Here is a 23,468-nt window from a genome sequence, read left to right on the forward strand (position 1 = left end):
TTGCAGTTGTAAAACTTCCTCTTCGCTTAAATCTACAACATACTTTTTTGCCATGCTCAACCCCTTTTTTGACTAGTTTATCAATTAGAGGGGCTTACCCAGCAAAAATGCCTTGGTGGACTACTAGGCGGAGTCTTTTTGCAGCTGGCACATCGGTTTTTACCTCACGAACATTTTTTTAAAGGACAAGAAAATGTTCGCCGTAATAACCTCCAGCGGATTTGGCTATTTATTGCTGCAATTACTATTCATAACTTCCCAGAAGGTTTAGCTGTAGGAGTTAATTTTGCTAACAACAACATTAGCGACGGTATACCTGTAGCCTTGGGAATTGGCTTACAAAACATCCCAGAAGGTTTAGTAGTAGCATTATCTTTAGTATCTGAAAAGTATTCAGCAGGCTATGCAGTTTGGATATCTCTGCTTACAGGTTTAGTTGAACCAATTGGCGGTTTGATTGGTGCAGGTGTGGTGAGTGTCGCTAATTTTGTTTTACCTTGGGCGATGGCGTTTGCAGCGGGAGCAATGTTGTTTGTGATTAGTGATGAAATTATCCCCGAATCTCATCGCAAAGGCTTAGAGAAAGAAGGAACTATCGGTGTAATGTTGGGCTTTGTAGTCATGATGTTTTTAGATATTGCTTTAGGGTAATGTGTTTATTAACCATGTCTCAAGCTAAAGTATTCATCACTCGTCGCCTTCCTGTAGAATTAGAGCAACTGCGATCGCACGCTTGGGTCGAAGTCTGGACAGAACGCCAGCCGCCTCCCTACGAAGTTTTATTAGAAAAGGTCAAGGAAATAGATGGGTTACTGTGTCTGTTGACTGACCGAATTGATCGGCAACTCATAGAATTGGGAACTTTCAAAGTTATCAGTCAAATGGCGGTGGGTTACGATAACATCGACATCGCCGCCGCTACTGCACGACAGATTCCAGTCGGTAATACGCCCGGTGTATTAACAGATGCTACCGCGGATTTTGCTTGGGCGTTACTGATGGCAGCAGCACGGCGAGTAGTAGAGGCAGATCGGTTTACTCGTGCAAGTTTGTGGCAGACTTGGGAGCCAGATTTATTGTTAGGGCCGAATGTTACAGGTGCTACTTTGGGTATTGTTGGTTTTGGGCGTATCGGTCAAGCGGTTGCTCGTCGTGCTAAAGGGTTTGAGATGAAAATTCTGTACACAAGTAAGCATCGATGCAACCCAGAATTAGAACAATCCCTCGGCATAGAGTTTGCTACGTTAGAATACTTACTGCAAGAATCAGACTTTGTTACCCTACATACTCCATTTGCTGAGGACACCAATCATCTTTTTAGCGATCGCCAATTTCAGCTCATGAAGCCATCCGCTATCCTAATAAATACGGCACGAGGATCTGTAATAAATCCAGATTCCCTGTATCGTGCACTTTCGAGTGGACAAATTGCCGCTGCTGCTGTGGATGTCACAGAACCAGAACCAATTCCCACCGATAGCTCCCTGCTGACTTTAGATAACCTGATTATCACGCCTCATATTGGTAGTGCCAGCCGCCAGACACGCTCAAAAATGGCAGCGATCGCGATTGCTAATTTAATCGCTGGACTTACAGGCGATCGTTTGCCTTATTGCGTCAACCCTGAAGTTTATCAATAACTCAATCTTTCTCTCTGCGTCTGGTGCGCGACGGACACTTTGACGGCAGTTGCTACAAGTCGGGGAACCCGCCCAACGCACTGCCTCCTCAAGTCGGGGAACCCGCCCACGCAAGTGTCTTCCTCTGCGTGAGGTTTTCATACTTAACCGTTGGTGCGGCTGAACGAGGCTCTTTCATGCTCCCTGTCTTGGTTTCGTCCCTTATTTCTAATTCTACTCTCAAGATAGTGACAAAAGAGGGATAGGGAATGGAGCATGGTTATTTTCTCTCCCTGCTTCGCCTGCTCCCCCACCCCTCTGCTTCCTATTCCCCCACTTCCTTTCACTGCTGACTCAGCTCGATAATATTTCCATCAGGGTCTTGGGTGAAGAGGGCGGCACGACCGGAGGCGCTGGCTTGAATGCGATAATTGTAATTGAGTAACTCTAATTTGGCGGTGTCCAAGTCAGCAACAGAGAAAGCTATGTGGGGGTTACGTCCCCATTTTTCGTTTGGGTTTTTGGTGGGTACGGTGGTTGCGACAATCAAGTGAATTTGATAGTTGCCAACTTGATACCATGCACCAGAGTATTTTAAGGAGCGATCTATTTTAGATAATCCTAATACCTTGCCATAAAAGTGTTCGGAGCGTTCTAAATCAGTAACGAGAATGGCTGTATGAAGACTCTGGGTAATCTGCATTGTCAGTAAGATGCGATCAGGTTTATTTAGATTTTGACCTATTTGAACCACTAACGCAGAGGGGGAGTGGAGGAGTGGGGGAGTGGAGGAGCAGGGGAAGCAGGGGAGCAGGGGGAGAAATAACCAATGGCTCTTGACTCTTGACAAATGACTAATGACTAATGACTAATGACCTTAAAATGAAGTGTATTTTGGCGCTGAAAACTAAAAATGAGGATAAGTTATGGATGCTAAATTAAATATTACAGAAATCAATGTCTCACGCGAAATTCTGCAAGATTACGAGCCAGCAGTCCATGCATTGGATAATTTGGCAAGGCATAATGGCAACCTAGAACGCTCTTTCCAGGATTTATGGACAGAAAAAAATGGGCAACCGGTCATGCAACAAGGTAAATCTCTTTGGCAAGTAACGCTAAAGGTACTGCGTGAAGAACTCTGCGGCGATGATGGCTTTCGCGGTCAACTTAAAGACTACACAAAGAATCCAGGGAGTGCGCCTTTGCTGACAGGTTTGATTGTCTCCCTTGTGGGTTTAGCGACAGCGAACGGTTTGCCGATTGATCCGGCGATCGCTACTATTATTGTTTTATATATCCTTAAAATTGGATTGAATATCTTTTGCGAATATACCGAACCATCTACCGACAATTCTGTAATACCAGTAGGAAATTAATGTGCTACCTTGCAAATAATAGCCTGACTTGGAAAAAGCTAGCGTGGATTATTCGCTTAAAGTTTTAAAATAGTTGAACCGTGGTATCAAAGTATGTCTGAAGTTCTTACAACTGAGATTGTAACTTCTGTTCACATCAACCACATCGTCACTGAAGACGATACCCCTGTGAATAATCTCCTTTGTGAGAAGCAACAGCGCCTTTTGACTGAAACTCTCTACAGTTCTTGGGTAGCACCGGATAGCTCGATATTCTACTACTCAAGCTGGTTTAGATGCTCAATATCTGCATTTTGTAACTTGAGATTCGGTTTTAGAGAATATTCAGAGTGCGTGGGCGTAGACCGTCGTAGACATCGCTTGCTTCTCATAAATAATCGGTAAATTGGGAAAATTTAAGTCAAATATTCTGAATATTATTTTTAACTAAGAACTGCTGACTAAATGTAAAAATTTAGCCACTTGTCAGATAATTAATAGCAAATATAAAACACTGATTTGATTATATTAATCTACTTACATTTATATCAAATAGACCTTTGAAATGGTTTGTAGTCCTTTTTAACTAAACATACTGATTTTATAATCATAAAAATGGCACACTTAATCAATCAATATTAACTTCAGTAATAAAACTGAGTATTGGCAAATTCTATAAAATCTGCCCCAACAGGCTTGTATATTGAGCAAATCTTTGAAAGAATCATCAAAAGCGCTAAATTTTTAATTGTCAGTCCTGACTCCTGAATCCTGATATTTCAGTGGAGTAATGGCGTCATAGGGCAACAGGTTGAAGTTTTCTCCTTCTATACCCTCTGATCATTATTTTCAAGCAAAGTCTCAAGCTTATTCTCACATCACAATGAAATACCAAGTACTAGATTGGATTTTTAACAAACCTTCCTTTCCACGTAAATTTGAACGCTTGGAACTGGATGATAATTTTTGCATCGTAGATACATCTGAGCAAGTACAACGGTTTGCTGATCGCCCCAAGGAAGTGATGTCAGGAAAAGATGTTCGACTAAGTTTTCCTGAGTTTATTGGACTTGAAGATATTCTAAAATCTATTTTACAAGGAAAACAGGAACTATTTGAATTACAAGGTATTGGACGATGTAATGATGATAAATCCAATGTATATATGGATATATATATCATCGGCGAACAGGATACAAAGGAATCTGATAATAGATTAATTATCCTGATTGAGGATGTTACTGACAGAATGGTTTTACAACAAAAGTTAGCACAACGAGCTAATGAAGCACGTATGCTATCAAGTGCCTTGATGTCATATAAAAATTATATGGATAAAGTTATCCTTTCAATGGCAGATGCTTTATTGGTAACAAATAGTTTAGGAAAAATAAAAAAAGTAAATCATGCCGCCCAAAAGTTATTTGGTTTTAATGAAGAAGAATTAATTAATCAACCAATATCGCTGATAATTGATGATGAGCAAGGATTAATAAAAGTAATTCAACAATATACTTCTTTAAAAAAATACTCTCAGAATTTAGAGCTAGTTTGTAGAACAAAAGCTAAAGAAAAGTTATTAGTTGCTTTTTCCTGTTCAGTGGTTAAAAAAAAAATAGAAGGCTTGGAAGATATTGTTTATATTGGTCGAGATATTACTACTCGTTTAAATCGTGAACAGCGCACTTACGCTCAGTATAGTATAACCCGTATATTATCAGAATCCCAGAGCATAAAACAGGCGATTCCGCAAATTCTGCAATCAATTTGTCAAAGTTTAGGATGGGATTTAGGTGAACTTTGGACGCCAAATCAATACATCAGTAAATCAGTTCCAGGGCACAGTATTAATGCAATACTAAGGTGTGTAGAAATTTGGTCAAGTCGAATAATTTCTGTTCGAGAGTTTAAAGCAATTACTTGGCAAACTACCTATACTCCTGGTATTAGTTTGCCTGGTCGGATTTGGATACGACGTTCCCCCCTTTGGATTAACGATATCACAGAAGATGGTGACTTACAGCGATCGCAACCCGCAGCCGAAGCTGGATTGCACGCAGCATTTGGCTTCCCCATCCTAGATGATCATGAAATCTTAGGGGTGATGGTTTTCTTTAGTCGAGAGATACAACGAAAAGATACAGACTTATTGCAAATGATGGGTTCTATTGGTAGCCAAATTGCCCAGTTTATCAAACGCAAACAAGCAGAAGATGCCCTTGTAGAAAGTGAAGAAAGATATCGAGATTTATTTGAAAATGCTAATGACTTGATTCAATGTGTTAATGCATCTGGTCATTTTTTATATGTCAATCGTGCATGGCGAGAAACTTTGGGATATAGCGAAGCTGAAATTAGTCACATGAATCTCTTTGATATCATACATCCTCATTTTCAACAGCGTTGTCGTCAAAAATTTTATCGCTTGCTTTCAGGTGAAAAACTGGAACAAGTTCAAACTGCATTCCTTACCAAAGATGGTCAAACAGTTTTTCTAGAAGGTAACATAAACTGTAAATTTGTAGAAGGTCATCCAGTTGTTACTCGTGGCATTTTTCGCAACATTACCCAGCGACTAGCAGCAAAGGAAGTACTACATTATCAACAACAAACTGAATGCTTGTTGTTGAATATTTTGCCATCAGCAATCAAACATCGCCTAAAAGAACAACCAGATAGTATTGCTGAAGATTTTGCTGATGTCACAGTTTTGTTTGCAGATATCATTGGCTTGACTGATATTGCTGCTTCTATGAGTGCGCTTCAACTGGTAAACTTACTCAATTCAATTTTCTCAGCCTTTGACTACCTTACTGAACAATATGGTTTAAAGAAAATCAAGACTATTAATGATGGTTATATGATAGTAGGTGAGCATACCCAAGCGATCGCCCAAATAGCGCTGCACATGCAAAAAGCGATCGCTCTGTTCAATGCCGAGAATCATCAAAACTTCAGCATCCGCATTGGTATCCATAGCGGTATTGTTGCAGATAGAGTAATTAAAGCAGTAAATAATACTAATAGTACACGTGAAAACCTTATAGAGATTGCTAAATACGTAGAATCTCAAGGAATTGCTGACAAAATTCAGGTAACAGAAAATACTTATAAACGCTTGCGTGACGAATTTTTATTTGAAAAGCGAGGCGAAATTGAAGTTAAAGGTAAAGGAAAAATGACAACTTATCTGTTGGTTGGACAGAAGTGAAGAGAGCAGACGAGGCAGGGGGAGCAGGGGGTGAATAAATACTGACTCTTGACTCAGCATTCAGCTCCTTAAACTTTTGCCAAAAACATACCCGACTATTTTTGTCGGGTATGTTTGACTAGTATTTTGGCTCGTGTTACTATCAGGCGACAGTCGCCAAGACAAACAGGGAAAGCTAGTTTATGACTCAAGCAGTAACGACCCAAAACCAAACGACCACTGCCACCTTTCAAGCCTTAAAGTGTAAGGAATGTGGTGCGGAATATGAACTCAAAGCCAGCAATGTTTGTGAGTTATGCTTTGGGCCGTTAGAAGTCAAGTATGACTATAATGCTCTACGTCTGACCGTCACTCGTGAAACAATCCAAGCCGGGCCAAATTCTATTTGGCGCTATCGTCCCTTTTTGCCTGTTGCAACTAATAATGTTATTGACGTGGGAACAGGTATGACTCCCTTAGTTCGTTCCCACCGCCTCGCCCGTCGCCTAGGTTTAAACAAGCTTTATATAAAAAATGATGCCGTTAATATGCCCACCCTCAGCTTCAAGGATCGAGTGGTGTCAGTCGCCCTCACCCGTGCGCGAGAGTTGGGTTTTTCCACGGTTTCTTGTGCTAGCACAGGTAACTTGGCAAATTCTACCGCTGCGATCGCCGCTCACGCCGGTTTAGACTGCTGTGTTTTTATTCCCGCAGATTTAGAAGCTGGTAAAGTTCTGGGTAGCTTGATATATAGTCCTACTCTCATGTCTGTGAAGGGCAACTATGATCAGGTAAATCGCCTCTGTTCAGAAGTTGCTAATACATACGGATGGGGTTTTGTCAATATCAATCTGCGTCCTTACTACTCTGAAGGTTCAAAGACACTGGGCTTTGAAGTTGCAGAACAACTGGGTTGGCAGCTACCTGACCATATCGTTGCTCCCTTAGCTTCTGGTTCACTGTTTACTAAAATTTACAAGGGTTTCCAAGAATTTGTCGAAGTTGGTTTGGTAGAAGGTAAGAATGTCCGTTTCAGCGGTGCTCAAGCCGAAGGCTGTTCCCCCATCGCCCAAGCATTCAAAGAAAATAGCGACTTTATCAAGCCAGTGAAACCGAATACAATTGCTAAGTCGATCGCGATCGGTAATCCAGCAGACGGTATTTATGCTGTAGAGATAGCTAAGAAAACTAACGGTAATATTGAATCAGTCAATGATGCAGAAATTATTGAAGGCATCAAACTGCTGGCAGAAACCGAAGGCATCTTTACAGAAACGGCTGGTGGAACAACTGTTGCTGTACTGAAAAAATTGGTAGAAGCTGGCAAGATAAATCCAGATGAAACTACCGTGGTTTACATCACTGGCAATGGTTTGAAAACCCAAGAAGCAGTTCAAGGCTATATTGGCGAACCTTTGACAATTGACGCCAAACTCGATAGTTTTGAACGTGCCCTAGAGCGATCGCGTACACTAGATCGCTTGGAATGGCAACAAGTCCTTGTTTAATCTTTTGTCACTTGTCCCCGTTCGCGCAGCGTCTCCTTTAGGAGAAGTTCTGATCGGAGGAAGTCTCCGCTCAGACTTCTCTCTTTGTCAGAACCAAAGACAAAAGATAAGTTTCTACTCTTCACTCTTAAATTTCCACTTCTATGGCTATAACAGTTTTAGTTCCTACTGCTCTACAGAATTTTACTAATAATCAAGCTACCCTAGAATGCAGTGGTAGCAACATTGCTGAATTATTGGACTCATTAGAACAAAACTTTCCTGGGATTAAATCGCGGTTGTGCGATGAAGCCGGAAAGCCCCGCCGATTTCTAAATTTGTACCTCAATAGCGAAGATATCCGCTTTTTGGAAGGGACAGATACACCTTTAAAAGATGGCGATGAAGTAAGTATTGTCCCTGCTGTTGCAGGTGGTTAATACAGAGAAAATCTAATTTAGTAAATAAAACTTATAAGCTTGCCGTTAGGGACACGGCAAGTAATTGTCGTTCCCCTATCTTATTATTATGGGGACAAAAATAGAGATTATGAGTAGCCTCTCAGAACAGTTTGCGAGTGATAATTCTTCTGGTATTTGTCCTGAAGCATTGGAATACATGATTAGAGCTAATCATGGCAGTGTTCCAGCCTATGGTAATGATGAATGGACTCAAAAAGCAACAGATTATTTTCGGGAACTCTTTGAAATTGATTGTGAAGTATTTTTTGCTTTTAACGGTACAGCGGCAAATTCTTTATCCTTAGCCGCACTCTGTCAGTCTTATCACAGCGTTATTTGTCATGAGACAGCGCACATAGAAACAGATGAATGTGGCGCACCCGAATTTGCTTCTAATGGCTCTAAATTGTTACTTGCTCAGGGTAAAAATGGCAAGTTAGCATCACAAGATATAGAAGCAATTGTAATTAAACGTACTGATATTCATTATCCAAAACCTAAAGTTATTAGTATCACTCAATCAACTGAATTGGGAACTTTATATTCTATTGAAGAACTTGTTGGTATTAAAGAAGTTGCAAAAAAGCATAACTTAAAAATTCACATGGATGGCGCTCGTTTTGCAAATGCAGTTGCCGCCATGAATAAAAGTCCTGCTGAGATTACTTGGAAAACTGGAATTGATGTATTGTGTTTCTGCGGGACAAAGAATGGAATGGCATTAGGTGAGGCCATTATTTTCTTTAACAAAGCCTTAGCAGAAGATTTTGATTATCGTTGCAAGCAAGCAGGTCAGTTAGCTTCAAAAATGCGGTTTATCTCCGCTCCTTGGTTAGGTTTATTGGAAACTGGCGCGTGGTTAAAAAATGCTAGACATGCTAATCAATGCGCTGAATATCTAGAAAATCAACTATTAGATATAGAAGGCATTGAGATAATGTTTCCTAGAGAAGCAAATGCCGTATTCGTTAAATTACCTGAGCCTGTCATTCATAGTTTAAAAGCAAAGAATTGGCAATTTTACACATTTATTGGTGTGGGAGGAGTTCGTTTTATGTGTTCTTGGAACACAACTCAATCTAGAATTGATGAATTGATTAGTGATATTAAGAACGCAATTATTGAGAGCGATACAATAAAATATGATGATTTCTGAGAACAGCAATGGTTCTAACGGAATATCTTTACAACGTTGAAGAACAACGGGTAGTCTTGCCTAGCGTTACCTGGGAGCAGTACGAAAGCTTATTAGCAACTCTTGGGGATTATCCTGGATTACGGCTCATCTACCTTGAGGGAACTTTAGAAATCTTTATGCCCTCTGCTGAACATGAAATGCTCAAAAAGGTCATTACAAGGCTCCTAGAACGCTATGCAGAGGAGATTGATATTCCTTTACATGGCTATGGCTCAACCACTTTTCGACGTGAAGCTAAGGCGCGAGGACTAGAACCTGACGAATGTTATTGTGTGAATACTCTCAAAGAACTACCAGATTTTGCAATTGAAGTTAATTTGACGAGTGGAGGAGTGGATAAATTAGCTGTCTACAAAGGCCTTGGTATTCCAGAAGTTTTGATTTGGCAGAATAACCAGCTAACCCTTTATGATCTGCGCGAAGCCAACTATCGAGAAGTTGTTCATAGCCAGTTCTTTCCAGATTTAGACTTGCAATTGTTAGCACAATACATTAGACCACAAGAACAACCACAAGCAATCAAAGAATTTCTTCGCGCTATTCGCTCACAGACTCCGCCCATTTTACCCCAGGGCTAAAGCGTAATGTCATCAAGTGACAGTAGTCCCTTTTCCACGCCAAGAAAGTTTTCTGTAATTTATAAATTGCAACCCAGAGCCATAAGCTAACTGAGAGCGATCGCAATCAAAATTGCTAGCATTCGCCATACTCTAGTATGTCAAAATGAAAATACCCGATACCTCAAGGTGAGCGATCGCGCTTAAAGCTAGACAAAGGATTGACCTGAGCAATGGCAGAAGCAAAAAATCATAATGAAGCTGGCGAAGTGGCTCCCAGCACTGTTGACAAGCAGGCTCCCAGTGTCGCTGAAGAAAACGCTCCTAGTACAAACTCACCCGAAGCGACAGACCTTCCTACTGCCAACGCGCCAGACCCGGAAGCCGCGAATCCAGAAACTAACCCCAATGCTGCAAAACCCGCTGCACCCCCCAAACGAGAAAAACCCGCAGCCGCAGCTAAAGATGCAGTAGGAGAAAAACCCGCAGCAGGCGAAAAACCCGCCGCGAAAGCTGCAAAAAAGGAAAAAGCCCCAGCTGTTGAAGATAAACCTTTTGTGGAGTTTATTCAGCAAGACTACTTGCCAGCTTTACAAAAAGCGATCGCTCAGCAAGGTGTGCAAAACTTAGAAGTATCTTTTGCTAAGCAGAAGGTGTCAATCAAGGGCTTTGAATCCGCCGAAGAATGCTGGCAAGTTATCGGTAGTTGGTCGGAAAACGGTCTGCGTCAATTTAACCTGTATTTCCCCGAAGAAGATATTCAAGGGAAAAAAGGTTTTTCCTGTAATGAAGGCAAAAAACCTAGTACTCTTGAGTCATTCTTAATCGATGAGCGCAAAATTACACTTGACCTGTTGGTATTTGGTTTAGTACAGCGCTTGAATGGTCAAAAGTGGCTAGGTAGAAATTAGTTAAGTTCATGAAAGTGGTAGGTAACGGCTCCAGTAATGGGGTCGTTATCTATCTTCACATAACCGGATTTAAACATTTCCTTAAGAGTAGCTTCCACTTCCGCAAAACTGGCTCCCGTTGCCTTTACACCTTGAGTCACGGTTAGGCTACCGCCTTTGTTTTCTGCTGCTTCAATCAACTCAACCATAAGTTGATTACCAGTTGAGCGGCGGACTTGAGAGGCAACTACCGCTTGATTTAGGGGTACACCCAAGGGAGATAAACCCGCTTTTATCTTGAGGTTGTGTTCGTATTCATCAACCATATTAGGTATGAGGAATATATCCACAAACTGTCCTACGCCAAACATACCCCCAGTCAATAGCCACACTAAACCCGTCCCTATCTTGCCATTGTATAGGCGGTGCAGCCCTCCTAAACCGAAAAACAGCGCCGCACTTAGAATGTAAGATACAAGAAGTCGGTCTTTATGCTGATTGTTTTCAAGATTCATCTTGTTTTCAACCCCTTAGATTCGCTCTTGTTGTCTAAAGATGCTTTTCTCTTACTGTTTTGTTTCATATCAGCATGGTTAGCTAAGATAATTAGAAATTTTCAGGAATTATGCTAACTGAGGAGTAGTTATTTATTCCAAAAGGAGCAAATTATGATAGAATTACCTACTTTATTATAGTAACAACCACATAAAATTACTGAAGCAGTGGTATTTTGAGAATACGATGAGCTGATGCTACTCTAATTGATCTATGTGGATATGACTACAAATTCCCAATCCTCGATTCCGTAAAGATTGAAGGATGTTGCAACTCTTAACGTTTAATTTAGAGTTTCTAACCTTCACCTTGGTAGACTGATTTTTATACAAATGGATTATTGTCAACTGTTGCGCCTTGCCAGAACATTACCTTTGGCTTTCTGGTAAAGCAGTCCGGTCTTCTCCCAAAGGGAGAGGCTAGCGCCAAGGGGATTTCCCCCATGAGGAACTGCCGTTAGCCCTACAGCCCGAAGCGGGCATCCTGCGGCGGGCGTGCCGGAGGCATCACCCGAAGGGTGAACTCAAGATAATAAAGACAAAAGAGCAATCAAGACATGGTAGATTCCCTTAAAAAACCAGGCTTTGAAGAAATGCGGCCAGGGATTAAAGTCCCGGCAAAAGAAACCCTGTTAACACCTCGGTTTTATACTACCGATTTTGATGAAATGGCGCGGATGGACATCTCCGTCAATGAAGACGAGTTAAAAGCCATTTTGGAAGAGTTTCGCGCTGACTACAACCGCCATCACTTTGTTCGGGATGCAGAGTTTGAACAATCCTGGGATCACATTGATGGTGAAACTCGCCAATTATTCGTTGAATTTCTAGAACGTTCTTGTACTGCTGAGTTTTCCGGCTTTTTGCTGTACAAAGAACTCGGTCGTCGCCTGAAGGACAAAAGCCCTGTCTTAGCAGAGTGCTTTAACTTAATGTCACGGGATGAAGCTCGTCATGCTGGCTTTTTGAACAAAGCCATGTCGGACTTTAATCTGTCTCTAGATTTAGGGTTTTTGACTAAGAGCCGCGACTATACATTCTTTAAGCCGAAATTTATCTTTTACGCTACTTATCTCTCTGAAAAGATTGGTTATTGGCGGTATATCACCATTTATCGGCATTTAGAAGCACATCCTGAAGACCGAATTTATCCAATCTTCCGATTCTTTGAGAACTGGTGTCAAGATGAAAACCGTCACGGTGATTTCTTCGATGCCATCATGAAGTCTCAGCCGCAGATGTTAAATGATTGGAAAGCACGGCTGTGGAGTCGGTTTTTCCTCTTGTCGGTGTTTGTAACAATGTATCTCAATGACATCCAACGCAAGGATTTTTATGCCTCAATTGGATTAGATGCACGAGAATACGACATCTACGTAATTAAAAAGACCAACGAAACCGCAGGTAGAGTTTTTCCAGTAATGCTGGATGTAGAGAATCCTGAATTTTATCAACGGTTGGATCTTTGTATAAAGAATAACGAAAAGCTGAGCGCGATCGCTAACTCCAATACTCCCAAATTCCTGCAATTTTTCCAGAAGTTACCGCTTTACATTTCAAGTGGCTGGCAATTTTTGCAGCTTTATCTGATGAAACCGATTGATGCTGTTCCTGCTCAAGGAGCGGCTCGCTAAGTCATAACACGTTTATGAAAGTTTTAATGGTTCTGCCTTAAACAGAACCATTTTTTTTATTTTTATCTGAAAGTGCCTGTCTAAATTAATTTGATGGACAAGATAATACCGCATAAACACTAGTTACTCATTGAGCAGCCATCAGCTATTCCAGCCTCATATCATTTACAGGCAAGACAGCTAGAGTCACAATAATGATTTAGAAAATGTTATGTATAATCTAGTCTTTACCATATTTCCGTATTTAGAGATAAATCGTTAATATAACTTTTTATAACAGTTTTTCGATTCAATTCCCCAGATAGTTTGTTGTTATGTTAACCTAGGTGATGAAATGAGAATTAATTCGGCGATAGCGTTTGTGTTTAGTATTGACAGGTTTTTCCCTTTTGGTATTTACAGACTTCTCTCCGAAATCTAAATCTCTACACTCTTATGATTTTGGAGACATTTTATGTCGATTTACGTAGGCAACCTCTCTTATGAAGTTACCCAAGATGCTTTGAGCGCTGTTTTTGCAGAATATGGTTCTGTAAAACGGGTTCAACTACCCACTGACCGTGAAACAGGCCGCCTGCGCGGCTTTGCTTTTGTGGAAATGGGTACAGAAGCCGAAGAAACAGCAGCTATCGAAGCTCTTGATGGTGCTGAGTGGATGGGACGTGACCTCAAAGTTAACAAGGCCAAGCCCAAAGAAGATAGAGGAGGTTCGTTTGGTGGTAATCGCGGCGGTGGCGGTGGTTACAACCGCAACAACCGTTACTAATCCAAATAGACTAAACCCTTTTAGATCTAAAAGTCTCCTAGTTCAAGTTTTAGCAAGCTAAAAACTTTCTAAAACAGCGGTCATCTTTATAGCCGCATTTTTATGATGTAGAATTTGATATAAGCTCAGGCATTAGTGCCTGAGCTTTTTATATGGAAAAAGATTAAGACTTCCAGGTGTGTATGTAATACCTTTTGGTTAAGGGGAAAGGGGAAAGGCTGAAATTTACTCTTACCCTTTAACCTTTAACCTTTTCCTAGACTAAATTGGACTTAAGAAGTGCTTATAAGGGAAAGTCTTGGGTGTGGATGAGTAGTGCAACCTTAAGTCTAGAATTTATTTGCGATCGCACACCTAAAAAAGTCAACATGCTCAAAAAACTGAAACAAATCAAAGCAGTTTTGGCTTACAAAGACTCGGAAAATCTAGGCGATTTTGCCATTCTTAAATCTAATCTTTTAGGTGCAAAAGCGTCTCTTGAAGTAGCTTCTAAACTGCAACAGGTGATGGGATATCATCCGCCAATTAATTTGGAGACATTAAGTCAATACTCTCAAGGCACATTTGGGCGAGAATATGCTCATCATATGCAGGTAAATAATCTCAAGCCACTAAACATTAGTCCCGAATTAGAAGACATTGCTAGACGCAATGTGTTTTCTCTGCGATACATTGTTACTCACGACATTTTTCATGTCTTACTTGGCTTTGATACTAGCTATGCGGGTGAAATAGGTGTTCTTGCTTTCGCTGCTGAGCAAAAATACAGCAAATCACTAAAAATTAGCCTTTTGTTTGCCACAGTACTTTATCCTATCCTAGCTCCCCAGCAAATCAAAACGATTTTTGCCAACTTAAAAAAAGGACGCGAACTGGGCAAAAAAGCCGATTTTTTGCTGGGCTACCGCTTTGAAGACTACTGGAAAGAACCGATTAATGAGGTGAGAAAACGTTTGGGATTACCGCAACTTTCGCTAATTCAACAGTCTCAAACTTTTATCCAAACTTAACTATTATAAAATTGCTTTGGCAGTAGCGATCGCATCTACTACACTCTCAACAATATAAACGTTTTCGGGCAATAGTTTTTTGAAGAAAACTTTGCTTTCTTCATCGTCAGTCAACAAAATTACTTTCTTATTTCCTTTCAAAGCTAAAGCAATTTCTGAAGCAGTTCCCGCACCCATACCACAGGCAATCACTACATCACTGGAAAGTACATTAATATTATTTCGAGCATTTCCCATGTCTGTAAAAATGGCAATATCTAATGCCTCAGAAATACCATTTTGATTACCGCTGGGGAGAATGCCAATAGTTAAACCGTTACTGGATTTTGCACCATTACTTGCTGCATCCATTACCCCCACATTCCTACCGCCAGTGAGTAGAATCCATCCTTGTTGAGCTATGAGTTTACCTAGTGCGTAGGCATTTTGCAACTCATTTGCTGTAGCTTTTTCTCCAGGGCCCATCACCCCAATAATGATCTTTCTCATCGCGATTTTACATAGATTCCCGACTTCTCTAAAAAGTCAGGAATCTGAGCCTTAGCTATATCTACCATTGCTCAGTCCAATAGACAATTTCTGAAGCTGAACTATTAATCGCTACACCATAACTATCGCCGTGATTCCATTTAAAGCCAGGTCTGCCTCTATCATTTGCTTCTAATACTAATATTTGATATGTAGCAGGAAAAGACTCCGCAGAAGATTCACTGGTATAGAAGAAAGTTGTTGGTACACCATTAGGTAAGTTGATATGCTCGTTGGTGTTACCACCAATATATTCGTGTTTAGCAATACTTCTGTATTGTGAAAGTAATTTTTGAATCTTTTCTGGTGACTGTTTCAGCCTAACTTGAAAATAACTGCCTCCTTGCAAAAATCCTGGAGAGTAGACAATGCGGACGTCTTTAGCATCAGCAGGAATCTCGTTAGGAAAATGTCCAAGGTCATTACCAGACCAAAGTTGATTACGAACTTCTCTATAGCGCGATGTATCCGTGATTAACTCTGATTCACTGGCACTGCTAAAAGCTTTTCTGAGAAAAAAACTTCCCCCGATAACGCCAAGACTGCCAATGGAAAATAGAACTATCATGGCGATTTGGACAAGATGCGTAGGCGTAGACCGTCGTAGACATCGCTTCATCGAGTTGGGTACGGCTAAATTTTATAGTTATATAACCAACTACTAAACTAAATTCGTAGTATTTCGGATCTCGTACTAAAAATATTGACGAAAACTTTGCGTGTTACGGGAAAATACGGGACTATTGTAAAATTTTTGTAAAGAAATTCAATGATTATCTAGTCAAAAACCGCAACTCATTTACTTAGCAGATCTAGCAACCTTTAACAATTAGCTAACTTTAGAGCGGGTTCATGACTAAACCCAATTTTGACAATATGACACGCCGTGAATTATGAGCTAATGATCTAGAAGCTTTTCCTAAGTACATACACTTAATTGCAGTATCTTAACATTCACTGACTGTAGGCTGAAATTCTTTTTGGGAAAACACTTCTTGCACCCGTTCGAGTTCTAAATCACTCAGATAATCAACTGTCCAGTTACAGTAACGCTGGAGCATGTGGAATGGGTAAGTATTCGCTACCCCAACTACCTGCATCTGTGCTCGTTTTGCGGCTTGGACACCAGCTGGAGTATCTTCAATTGCTAGACACTCTTGTGGTTGGAGATTCAAAGCAGGGAATTCTTGGTTGAGGCGTTTTACTGCTAGTAAATAACCATCGGGTTCTGGTTTACTGGTAGTAATATCATCACCAGCTATGATAATTTTAAAGTACTCAGCTAGATTGGCACGACTGAGTACCAGTTCTATTTCTTTGCGAATAGCACCACTGACTAACCCTAGTTTCAGATTGCGCGATCGCACCTGAAATATCAAATCTTCTAAACCTGGATATAAAGGCAGTTTTTCGATTTTCTCTAGTTCCAACACATAAGCTTGAGCCTTGCGGTATAGCAACTGAGTTAAATAGTTTTCACTAACTACTCGACCGCGATTAGCAAATAGTTGCTGAAAACAAGCGCGATCGCTTCGTCCTAAAGAAGCTTGACGCTCATCGACCCTTTGGGGTTGGAGATTTTCTTGAACGAGAATCTCATCTATCAGTTGCAAGTGGATTGGCTCATCGTTAATGATGACACCATTAAAATCAAAGAGAACTGCCTTTAAACTCATGCCATTACGCCAAACGCCGGAGACTCAAGTCCCTCCAAATCATTATTATCTATTGTGTTGTCTCTTGATGTCACAGAGTACCGTGTAACATTTTTTTGAATAGTTGTATCTTTTGCGGGAATGGGTTTTACTCCACTCGTTACCTGATTTGTCCACCATACATCCTGAGTCCTTACCGCTTCAAACCCGGCTGCACCCATACTCGCATCTATATTGCCAGCAGCATACTCACGAATATACGGCTCCTCAAAAACATCATTGAGCCAATCTAACTGACGTAGGGTTTTCTGATTACCATCTAGAATCAATACTTGCCCACCAACTACCAGTAACCTGAAGCTTTCCCGCAGAATTGTTTGAGATACTGCATTTGGTGTTTCGTGAAATAGCAGAGAAGCTGTCACCAAGTCAAACGATGCATCGCTGAATCCGGTTTTCTCCGCATTCCCGTGTCGCCAGACTATATCTAAACCAGCAGTTCTAGCTTTGTCTTCTGCCCTTACCAGCATATAGGGTGATAAGTCCAAACCAATGACTTCTGCTTCGGGGAAAGCTTGCTTTAACATTAAGGTAGTGGAACCTGTACCACAGCCTAAATCGAGTATGCGTCGTGGTTGTACTTTGATAGCATCAATTAAAGCTTGACGTACTATAGTTTCATTAGGTGGTAAAACGTATTGAGTAATTGGGTCGTAAGTAACTGCTGCGCTAGATTTGAGATACCCGCCTGTAATACCGTGAAAGTTTTGGCTAATGTAGTACGGAGGCATGATCACATCCTCTCGGCGGAAGCGATCGCTTTCTTTCTCCCAGTCAATACTATCAGCGTAACGCCGCAATCCTTCCTCATCAATCAAAAGACGCACTACAGGCGATAAAAAACGTTCCCAGATTGTATCTTGACGCACTGCCATAGGTATTGTGTGGCTACTCTAAAGGGTTGTTTAAATCAAAGTTATTTTCTTTACAAATTTTAATGCATTTGGGAAAAAGCGGTAATATGATGAAAAAACTTTTGTCAAAATTAATCTTGACATTAGGGATAGTTATTACTATCACCTTGATGGGAATATCTACTTCTCAAGCTGCTACATTTAACTTTGCTTGGAATGGTAGTGGAAATTATTTAGCTAAAGGCTTATTTAGTTATAACGAAAGTACAGCCCCAGCTACTTTCTCTGAGAATGGGCCTGGAAAAACCCATGTTTTACAATCTCTGAATATTTCTTTTTTTGACCCTTTAAATAATCTTATCGCCTCTTATAATAACGTGATGAAAGGCATTTCAAACACTAATTATTTCAAATTTAACTTTAATACAGTTACCCAAGAAATATTTGGTTCAATAGATTTAGGGGGTGAAGTTACTGGTGAAATTTATTTATCAGGAACAATTAATAACAACTTATCACTCTTTCAGGTTCCTCAATCTGATTCTGACTTAATACTAGATACTAATTCTGGAGATATTGTTGCAAAAACAGTACCCGAACCAAGTAATTTGGTATTGAATGGTATAAAAACAACTTTATAAATTGAGCAAAAATTAAGTTTTTTTTAGCATTGTAATCATACGTTGTTTAAAAGAAATATAAAAATTACTTTGCTTGTTTGGCTGACCAAAAGGGGCGATGGCGAAACGCCCGCTTTCAGCGATCGCACTTTTCGCTAAAGGCAACATAGAAGTAATTGGAGCTTGCAATATCTGCTTTAGCTTGATAACGCCACTATACAATTAAGAAACTGTACTTTTATTTACTATGAAACCCAGAGACAACACAATTAAGTTAAGTCAGTTTTTAAAGTTAATGGGTATAGTGCCAACTGGAGGGCAAGCCAAGCTGTTGATTCAAGGTGGCGATGTACTACTAAACGGTGTGGTGGAAACCCGACGAGGAAAGCGACTAGTACGGGGTGATCAAGTGACAGTGGCAGGACAGACTTTTGAGGTTAATTTAGACAACAGCCAAGACCAAGAGGTAGTAACAGTGTTTCCAGAACAAACCGGGTGAAAAATTTTATAGGTGGCGATCGCCACCTTCTCTGTAGTCCGTCCAATATTTGTACGACTTAAAGTTCTTGAATACGCGGACGAATCAACAACTCACCAACATTAACGCGATCGGGTTGACTCAGCACATAAAGAATTGCGCTGGCAATATCCTCAGCCTGAAGAATATTTGCATCCGGGGCATAAAAACCGCCTTGTCCAGTAACAGCTTCTTTAGTTGCCTCATGCTTGATCGAATCGGCGAGTTCAGTCGCCACTGCTCCTGGTTCAATGTCAGTCACCCGCACACCGTATTCGATTGCTTCCCGGCGCAGACTATCTGAAATGGCGCGTACCGCGAATTTGGTTCCGCAGTAGACAGCCGCTCCCTTAAAGGCAAAACGTCCAGCCACGGAGCCAATATTTACAATATGACCGTGTTTGCGTTTAGCCATGCCGGGAAGGACGGCATGAATGACGTAGAGAAGTCCCTTAATATTCACGTCAATCATTCGCTCCCACTCATCTACGCGTCCTTCAAGCATGGGTGAGAGCGGCATTAAACCGGCATTGTTGATTAGAATGTCTACGCCACCCATCGTTTCAAGTTCATCGCCAAGTTGTGCCACTGCCTCACGGTCAGTCACATCCAACGCTTTGATCACACACTGACCGCCTGCACGCTCAATCTCCTGGGAGAGCAGTTCGAGTTGCTCCGTGCGGCGTGCCGATAAAACCACTTTTGCCCCGTTCTTTGCTAGTATCTTGGCTGTGGCTGCACCAATCCCACTACTAGCACCAGTAATCCAGGCGCGTCCTGAAAGAATTGTCATATTTCCTCTTCTGTTATTCAATCTGTATGTGAGCGATTGGTTCGACTTTTTTGCTCGATAAAATCCAACAGTTTTTCTTCAAAATCAATCAAATAAAGGCGCTTGAATTCTCCTAAGTTTTTTTATCCAGCATCAGCTGTTGCTTCTAAGTTCTCATTATTACGTAGTGAACAAGTTTTGTTGGCACTGAAGCTAAGTAAGCAAGCCTCTAATTACAAAGCTGTCCAAAAAGCGCTCAATCATTTCATTGCTGAATTAACCAGCTAGTACACTGCGTTGACGAATTCGCCAACGGTATCTTTAACTTGTTACAAATAATTTAGTGGATAAGTGCGAAATTTCGCCTCAACCTCCAAAACTAAACTGAAAAATCCAAAATAGAAAAAATTATGCCCTACGAAAAGTTAGAAATTACTACACTAGCACCGGTTTTCTCATGGGCGAATCATCCCTTGGGTTCAGAAGAAACTAAAATGGCAAAGAATGTGGCATCGCTACCATTTGTGTTTAAGCACGTGGCCTTAATGCCAGATGTCCATCTAGGTAAAGGTGCTTTAGTAGGTTCGGTAATTGCTACAAAAGAGGCAATTATACCTGCGGCTGTGGGCGTAGATATTGGCTGCTTTGTGGGAGATACTTTAGTTCCTTTAGTAGATGGAAAATCTTATCGTATTCAAGACTTAGCAGCACAGGGTAAAGAATTTATCATCTATTCTTGCACCCCTACAGGAAAAATCGTCGCTGCTCAAGCAACTGCTAAGCTAACTAGACGAAACACTCCACTCGTAAAAGTTATTTTAGATAACGACGAGGAAATTATCTGTACTCCCGATCATCAATTCATGCTTCGGGACGGAACCTATAAAGAAGCCGAGTTACTTCAAATAGGGACTTCTTTAATGCCCTTTTACACTCAGACTGATAAAGATGGCTATACCCTGATTGCTCAGCCATACTCTAGCAGATGGCAAAAAGCCCATTGGATTATAGCGCGATCAGGTTTACTCGGCAAAATTCCTCAATTTGAAGGACAAAGAACAGTCATTCATCATCGCAATTTCCAGGAATCTGATAATCGACCACAGAATCTTGATGCAGAAGTCAAAACTCCAATTGGACTTGACAATCACCGCGCAAAAGAACATCAATATAATCACAAAGTTGTAGCAGTGATTCCTCTAGATTATACCGAGGACGTTTACTGTCTCATAGTACCGGAGTACCATAATTTCGCGCTTAAAGCCGGAGTATTTGTACACAACTGTGGTATGTCTGCCATCAAAACGCCATTTACTGCTGAACAACTAGAAGGCAAACTGAAGAAAATCCGCTTGGATATTGAAGCGGCAATTCCTACTGGGTTTAACGAAAACAAAGACGTTGAAAAATCTGTCATTAACTGGCAACGCTGGGGTGATTTTCAAGACTTGCATCGCGGAGTACAGGACTTACAAGCCAAGGCAATGAAACAAATGGGTTCTCTTGGCGGAGGTAATCATTTTATAGAGGTATGCCTCGATACAGAGAACCAAGTTTGGCTGATGCTGCATTCTGGTTCACGCAACATCGGCAATAATCTAGCTCAGTGCCACATTCACACAGCAAAGGAATTAGCCAAGATGGCAGGTAATCAATTGCCTGATCCTGATTTATCTTACTTTGTGGCTGGTACGCCAGAATTTCAGGCATATTGGCACGATTTGCAGTGGGCCCAAGACTATGCGCGTGTCAACCGCGATGTGATGATGGCGCGTTTTAAGCACATAGTCGAGAAGCATCTGGCGGGTGGTAAGGCAACTAAGCCCTTATTGCAGGTAAATTGCCATCACAATTACGCTGAAAAAGAAGTGCATTTTGATGAGGATGTTTATGTTACTCGCAAGGGTGCAGTCCGCGCCCAGACTGAAGATTATGGGATTATTCCTGGTTCGATGGGGGCAAAGTCTTTCATCGTTAAAGGTAAAGGTAATGCTCATAGCTTTTGCTCTTGTAGTCATGGGGCGGGGCGTTTAATGTCTAGAAATAAGGCAAAAAATGTCTATACACTTGATGATTTGATTGAGCAAACCAATGGTGTAGAATGCCGCAAAGATACTGGCGTTTTAGATGAAATTCCCGGCGCTTACAAACCGATAGACCAAGTGATGGCAAATCAAGCGGATTTAGTTGAGGTTGTAGCAACGCTCAAGCAAGTTGTTTGTGTGAAAGGTTGAGTTTAGTAGTGGGCATTGCCCACTTTTTTATTTTTTAAACGCAAAGGTACGCTGAGAAATAGATGATTGTTTTAAGCGAATCGACGGAACAAATAGAGTCATCAGCCAGTGCTAGCGAAAATAAATTAATGACTGAGACCGCCAGAATATTGGGGTGCAAGGTCTACTATATACCGCGAGATTTCCAACGCTGTGGTACAGCGGAAAATGCTCTATGGCATATTCCTAAGTCTGCTGTAGAAACTGCTGGTATCTGGGTAGGATATATCCCAAAATTGGAGCGTTATGAAACTATATATCAAGCTGCTTTAGCTAAGGGGATAAGATTACTTAATACTCCATTAGAACACCAGAAAGCTTTGGAGTTTAATCTGTTTTATCCGCACTTAAAAGGATTAACACCTGATAGTGTGGTAATTAATTCGACAGACGAATGTATAGAAGCTGGTGAATTATTAGGATTTCCTGTGTTTGTTAAAGGCACAGTTCAATCTATAAAGATGCAAGGGTGGAAGTTTTGCATAGCAAATAATCAAAAAGAATTGATTAAAATAACAGAATTGTTATTAAAATTTAAAGAACATTCGCGAGGCAGAGTTATTGTTAGAAAGCTAGTGAAGTTGAGACATCAACGTTTAGCTCCCAATGGCTTCCCAATGGGAAGAGAATTTAGATGCTTTATTTATAAACAGCAGGTTCTCAAATATGGATATTATTGGGATGGGCAAAATGATTTGAGCAAGTTATCACAACAAGAAGAAAAACAGGTGTTAAACTTGGCAATTTTAGCCTCTGAACGTCTTGATGTTCCTTATGTGGCAATTGATATTGGGCAATTAGAAAGTGGAGATTGGATCGTGATCGAGACAGCAGATGCTCAATTTGCTGGTCTTTGTCAAATTCCTGCTTTGGAGTTGTGGAATAAGTTGAAAGACATATACTAATATTTTCATATTTGACCAGCGAATACATAAGTATATTATGCAAAATAGCCAATACGAGCAACAATACAAGCAAAAAGTAATTAATTTCTTTAATAGCAGAACTACTTACGATAACGATTACACTATCCATCGCGCTCTCCCTCTATTAGAACGAATTCAATTACAGAAGGGACAAAAAGTATTGGATATGGCAACTGGTACAGGTATCATTGCCATTGCTGCTGCACAAATTATCGGCTCTGAGGGAAAAGTAATCGGAGTAGATTTTTCTTCAGGGATGCTTGCTTAAGCACGACAGAAGATTGAGGAATTAGGCTTGCAAAATATTGAACTAATTGAAGCAGATGCAGAGTATGTAAACTTCAATGATGAAAGTTTTGATGTAATTCTTTGTTCCACTGCGATCGCATACTTGAATCTATCCCACTAATAGCAGCAATATGATAATCTGCTGTTGATGACGGTAAGTTGTATCAAGGTATGGCTGGGCGATTTGAAGGATTAAGCGATCTGGAATGGAAGTTGTTTGAAGATATATTCCCCAAGGAGCCAGAAAAGAA

24 protein-coding genes and 2 pseudogenes are annotated in these 23,468 nt (G+C 40.8%); 18 read left to right on the top strand and 8 right to left on the bottom strand.

Features of this window, described 5'->3' with window-relative positions; all coding sequences use genetic code 11:
• Positions 1–138: 138 nt before the first annotated feature.
• A complete protein-coding gene (locus FNW02_RS33825) occupies positions 139–651 on the top strand; it encodes a ZIP family metal transporter (RefSeq protein WP_225226110.1) in 513 nt (170 codons plus the stop codon).
• 14 nt (positions 652–665) lie between these two features.
• On the top strand, positions 666–1,640 hold the full coding sequence (locus FNW02_RS33830) for a 2-hydroxyacid dehydrogenase (protein WP_191761905.1): 975 nt from the start codon (positions 666–668) through the stop codon (positions 1,638–1,640).
• A gap of 322 nt (positions 1,641–1,962) precedes the next feature.
• Here the strand turns inward: FNW02_RS33830 and FNW02_RS33835 are convergent, their stop codons facing one another.
• Complete coding sequence (locus FNW02_RS33835) at positions 1,963–2,322, bottom strand: VOC family protein (RefSeq protein WP_191761906.1); 360 nt, start codon at positions 2,320–2,322, stop codon at positions 1,963–1,965.
• A gap of 223 nt (positions 2,323–2,545) precedes the next feature.
• Here FNW02_RS33835 and FNW02_RS33840 point away from each other — a divergent pair, with 223 nt between their 5' ends.
• The 8 genes and pseudogenes from FNW02_RS33840 to FNW02_RS33875 all read left to right on the top strand — a co-directional run bounded on the left by FNW02_RS33840 (position 2,546) and on the right by FNW02_RS33875 (position 10,781).
• A complete protein-coding gene (locus FNW02_RS33840) occupies positions 2,546–2,998 on the top strand; it encodes a hypothetical protein (protein ID WP_191761907.1) in 453 nt (150 codons plus the stop codon).
• A 93-nt stretch (positions 2,999–3,091) separates the two neighbouring features.
• Positions 3,092–3,226, top strand: a pseudogene (locus FNW02_RS33845) (Uma2 family endonuclease); the annotation flags it as partial.
• Between the two features lie 634 nt (positions 3,227–3,860).
• On the top strand, positions 3,861–6,188 hold the full coding sequence (locus FNW02_RS33850; protein WP_191761908.1) for an adenylate/guanylate cyclase domain-containing protein: 2,328 nt from the start codon (positions 3,861–3,863) through the stop codon (positions 6,186–6,188).
• A 182-nt stretch (positions 6,189–6,370) separates the two neighbouring features.
• Entirely contained in the window at positions 6,371–7,675 is a 1,305-nt protein-coding gene (gene thrC, locus FNW02_RS33855; protein ID WP_191761909.1) for a threonine synthase, read from the top strand.
• 143 nt (positions 7,676–7,818) lie between these two features.
• Positions 7,819–8,094, top strand: coding sequence for a MoaD/ThiS family protein (locus FNW02_RS33860; protein ID WP_191761910.1), 276 nt, complete (start codon positions 7,819–7,821; stop codon positions 8,092–8,094).
• Positions 8,095–8,203: 109 nt separating this feature from the next.
• On the top strand, positions 8,204–9,271 hold the full coding sequence (locus FNW02_RS33865; RefSeq protein WP_191761926.1) for a threonine aldolase family protein: 1,068 nt from the start codon (positions 8,204–8,206) through the stop codon (positions 9,269–9,271).
• Between the two features lie 8 nt (positions 9,272–9,279).
• Positions 9,280–9,891 carry a Uma2 family endonuclease gene (locus FNW02_RS33870; RefSeq protein ID WP_191761911.1) on the top strand — a complete coding sequence of 204 codons (612 nt, stop codon included), beginning with the start codon at positions 9,280–9,282 and terminating at the stop codon, positions 9,889–9,891.
• A gap of 212 nt (positions 9,892–10,103) precedes the next feature.
• The gene (locus tag FNW02_RS33875) at positions 10,104–10,781 is read left to right on the top strand and encodes a DUF2996 domain-containing protein (RefSeq protein WP_191761912.1); all 678 of its coding nucleotides are present in this window, start codon (positions 10,104–10,106) and stop codon (positions 10,779–10,781) included.
• Here the strand turns inward: FNW02_RS33875 and FNW02_RS33880 are convergent.
• Positions 10,778–11,275: a TM2 domain-containing protein gene (locus tag FNW02_RS33880; RefSeq protein ID WP_191761913.1), complete on the bottom strand. Its 498-nt coding sequence runs from the start codon at positions 11,273–11,275 to the stop codon at positions 10,778–10,780. The genes FNW02_RS33875 and FNW02_RS33880 overlap by 4 nt on opposite strands.
• A 596-nt stretch (positions 11,276–11,871) precedes the next feature.
• Between FNW02_RS33880 and acsF the strand changes: the two genes are divergently transcribed.
• The 3 genes from acsF to FNW02_RS33895 all read left to right on the top strand — a co-directional run bounded on the left by acsF (position 11,872) and on the right by FNW02_RS33895 (position 14,724).
• Positions 11,872–12,948 carry a magnesium-protoporphyrin IX monomethyl ester (oxidative) cyclase gene (acsF, locus tag FNW02_RS33885; RefSeq protein ID WP_191761914.1) on the top strand — a complete coding sequence of 359 codons (1,077 nt, stop codon included), beginning with the start codon at positions 11,872–11,874 and terminating at the stop codon, positions 12,946–12,948.
• Positions 12,949–13,402: 454 nt separating this feature from the next.
• The gene (locus FNW02_RS33890) at positions 13,403–13,714 is read left to right on the top strand and encodes an RNA recognition motif domain-containing protein (RefSeq protein WP_162394977.1); all 312 of its coding nucleotides are present in this window, start codon (positions 13,403–13,405) and stop codon (positions 13,712–13,714) included.
• Between the two features lie 308 nt (positions 13,715–14,022).
• The gene (locus FNW02_RS33895) at positions 14,023–14,724 is read left to right on the top strand and encodes a Coq4 family protein (protein WP_431356838.1); all 702 of its coding nucleotides are present in this window, start codon (positions 14,023–14,025) and stop codon (positions 14,722–14,724) included.
• 3 nt (positions 14,725–14,727) lie between these two features.
• Here FNW02_RS33895 and FNW02_RS33900 read toward each other — a convergent pair whose 3' ends face one another.
• The 4 genes from FNW02_RS33900 to FNW02_RS33915 all read right to left on the bottom strand — a co-directional run bounded on the left by FNW02_RS33900 (position 14,728) and on the right by FNW02_RS33915 (position 17,842).
• A complete protein-coding gene (locus FNW02_RS33900) occupies positions 14,728–15,213 on the bottom strand; it encodes a TIGR00725 family protein (RefSeq protein WP_191761915.1) in 486 nt (161 codons plus the stop codon).
• 61 nt (positions 15,214–15,274) lie between these two features.
• Positions 15,275–15,871 (bottom strand): hypothetical protein, encoded by a 597-nt coding sequence (locus FNW02_RS33905; protein ID WP_191761916.1) that lies wholly within the window; start codon positions 15,869–15,871, stop codon positions 15,275–15,277.
• Between the two features lie 328 nt (positions 15,872–16,199).
• Positions 16,200–16,928, bottom strand: coding sequence for an HAD family hydrolase (locus FNW02_RS33910; protein WP_191761917.1), 729 nt, complete (start codon positions 16,926–16,928; stop codon positions 16,200–16,202).
• On the bottom strand, positions 16,925–17,842 hold the full coding sequence (locus FNW02_RS33915; protein ID WP_191761918.1) for a class I SAM-dependent methyltransferase: 918 nt from the start codon (positions 17,840–17,842) through the stop codon (positions 16,925–16,927). Before FNW02_RS33915 ends, FNW02_RS33910 begins: the two co-directional genes overlap by 4 nt.
• An 86-nt stretch (positions 17,843–17,928) precedes the next feature.
• On the opposite strand from FNW02_RS33915, the gene FNW02_RS33920 reads away from it, so the two are divergent.
• Entirely contained in the window at positions 17,929–18,462 is a 534-nt protein-coding gene (locus FNW02_RS33920) for a hypothetical protein (RefSeq protein WP_225226112.1), read from the top strand.
• 12 nt (positions 18,463–18,474) lie between these two features.
• Here FNW02_RS33920 and FNW02_RS33925 read toward each other — a convergent pair whose 3' ends face one another.
• A complete protein-coding gene (locus FNW02_RS33925) occupies positions 18,475–18,630 on the bottom strand; it encodes a hypothetical protein (RefSeq protein ID WP_191761919.1) in 156 nt (51 codons plus the stop codon).
• Positions 18,631–18,688: 58 nt separating this feature from the next.
• On the opposite strand from FNW02_RS33925, the gene FNW02_RS33930 reads away from it, so the two are divergent.
• Positions 18,689–18,940 carry an RNA-binding S4 domain-containing protein gene (locus FNW02_RS33930; protein WP_191761920.1) on the top strand — a complete coding sequence of 84 codons (252 nt, stop codon included), beginning with the start codon at positions 18,689–18,691 and terminating at the stop codon, positions 18,938–18,940.
• Between the two features lie 58 nt (positions 18,941–18,998).
• On the opposite strand, the gene FNW02_RS33935 is transcribed toward FNW02_RS33930, so the two are convergent.
• On the bottom strand, positions 18,999–19,751 hold the full coding sequence (locus FNW02_RS33935) for an SDR family oxidoreductase (RefSeq protein ID WP_191761921.1): 753 nt from the start codon (positions 19,749–19,751) through the stop codon (positions 18,999–19,001).
• Positions 19,752–20,140: 389 nt separating this feature from the next.
• Between FNW02_RS33935 and FNW02_RS40410 the strand changes: the two genes are divergently transcribed.
• The 3 genes and pseudogenes from FNW02_RS40410 to FNW02_RS40015 all read left to right on the top strand — a co-directional run bounded on the left by FNW02_RS40410 (position 20,141) and on the right by FNW02_RS40015 (position 23,338).
• Positions 20,141–21,964 carry an intein-containing RctB family protein gene (locus FNW02_RS40410; RefSeq protein ID WP_191761922.1) on the top strand — a complete coding sequence of 608 codons (1,824 nt, stop codon included), beginning with the start codon at positions 20,141–20,143 and terminating at the stop codon, positions 21,962–21,964.
• A 62-nt stretch (positions 21,965–22,026) separates the two neighbouring features.
• On the top strand, positions 22,027–22,908 hold the full coding sequence (locus tag FNW02_RS33945) for an ATP-grasp domain-containing protein (protein WP_191761923.1): 882 nt from the start codon (positions 22,027–22,029) through the stop codon (positions 22,906–22,908).
• A gap of 37 nt (positions 22,909–22,945) precedes the next feature.
• A pseudogene (locus FNW02_RS40015) lies at positions 22,946–23,338 on the top strand (class I SAM-dependent methyltransferase).
• Positions 23,339–23,468 lie beyond the last annotated feature (130 nt).

This window comes from Komarekiella delphini-convector SJRDD-AB1, assembly GCF_014831675.1.
GTDB lineage: Bacteria > Cyanobacteriota > Cyanobacteriia > Cyanobacteriales > Nostocaceae > Komarekiella.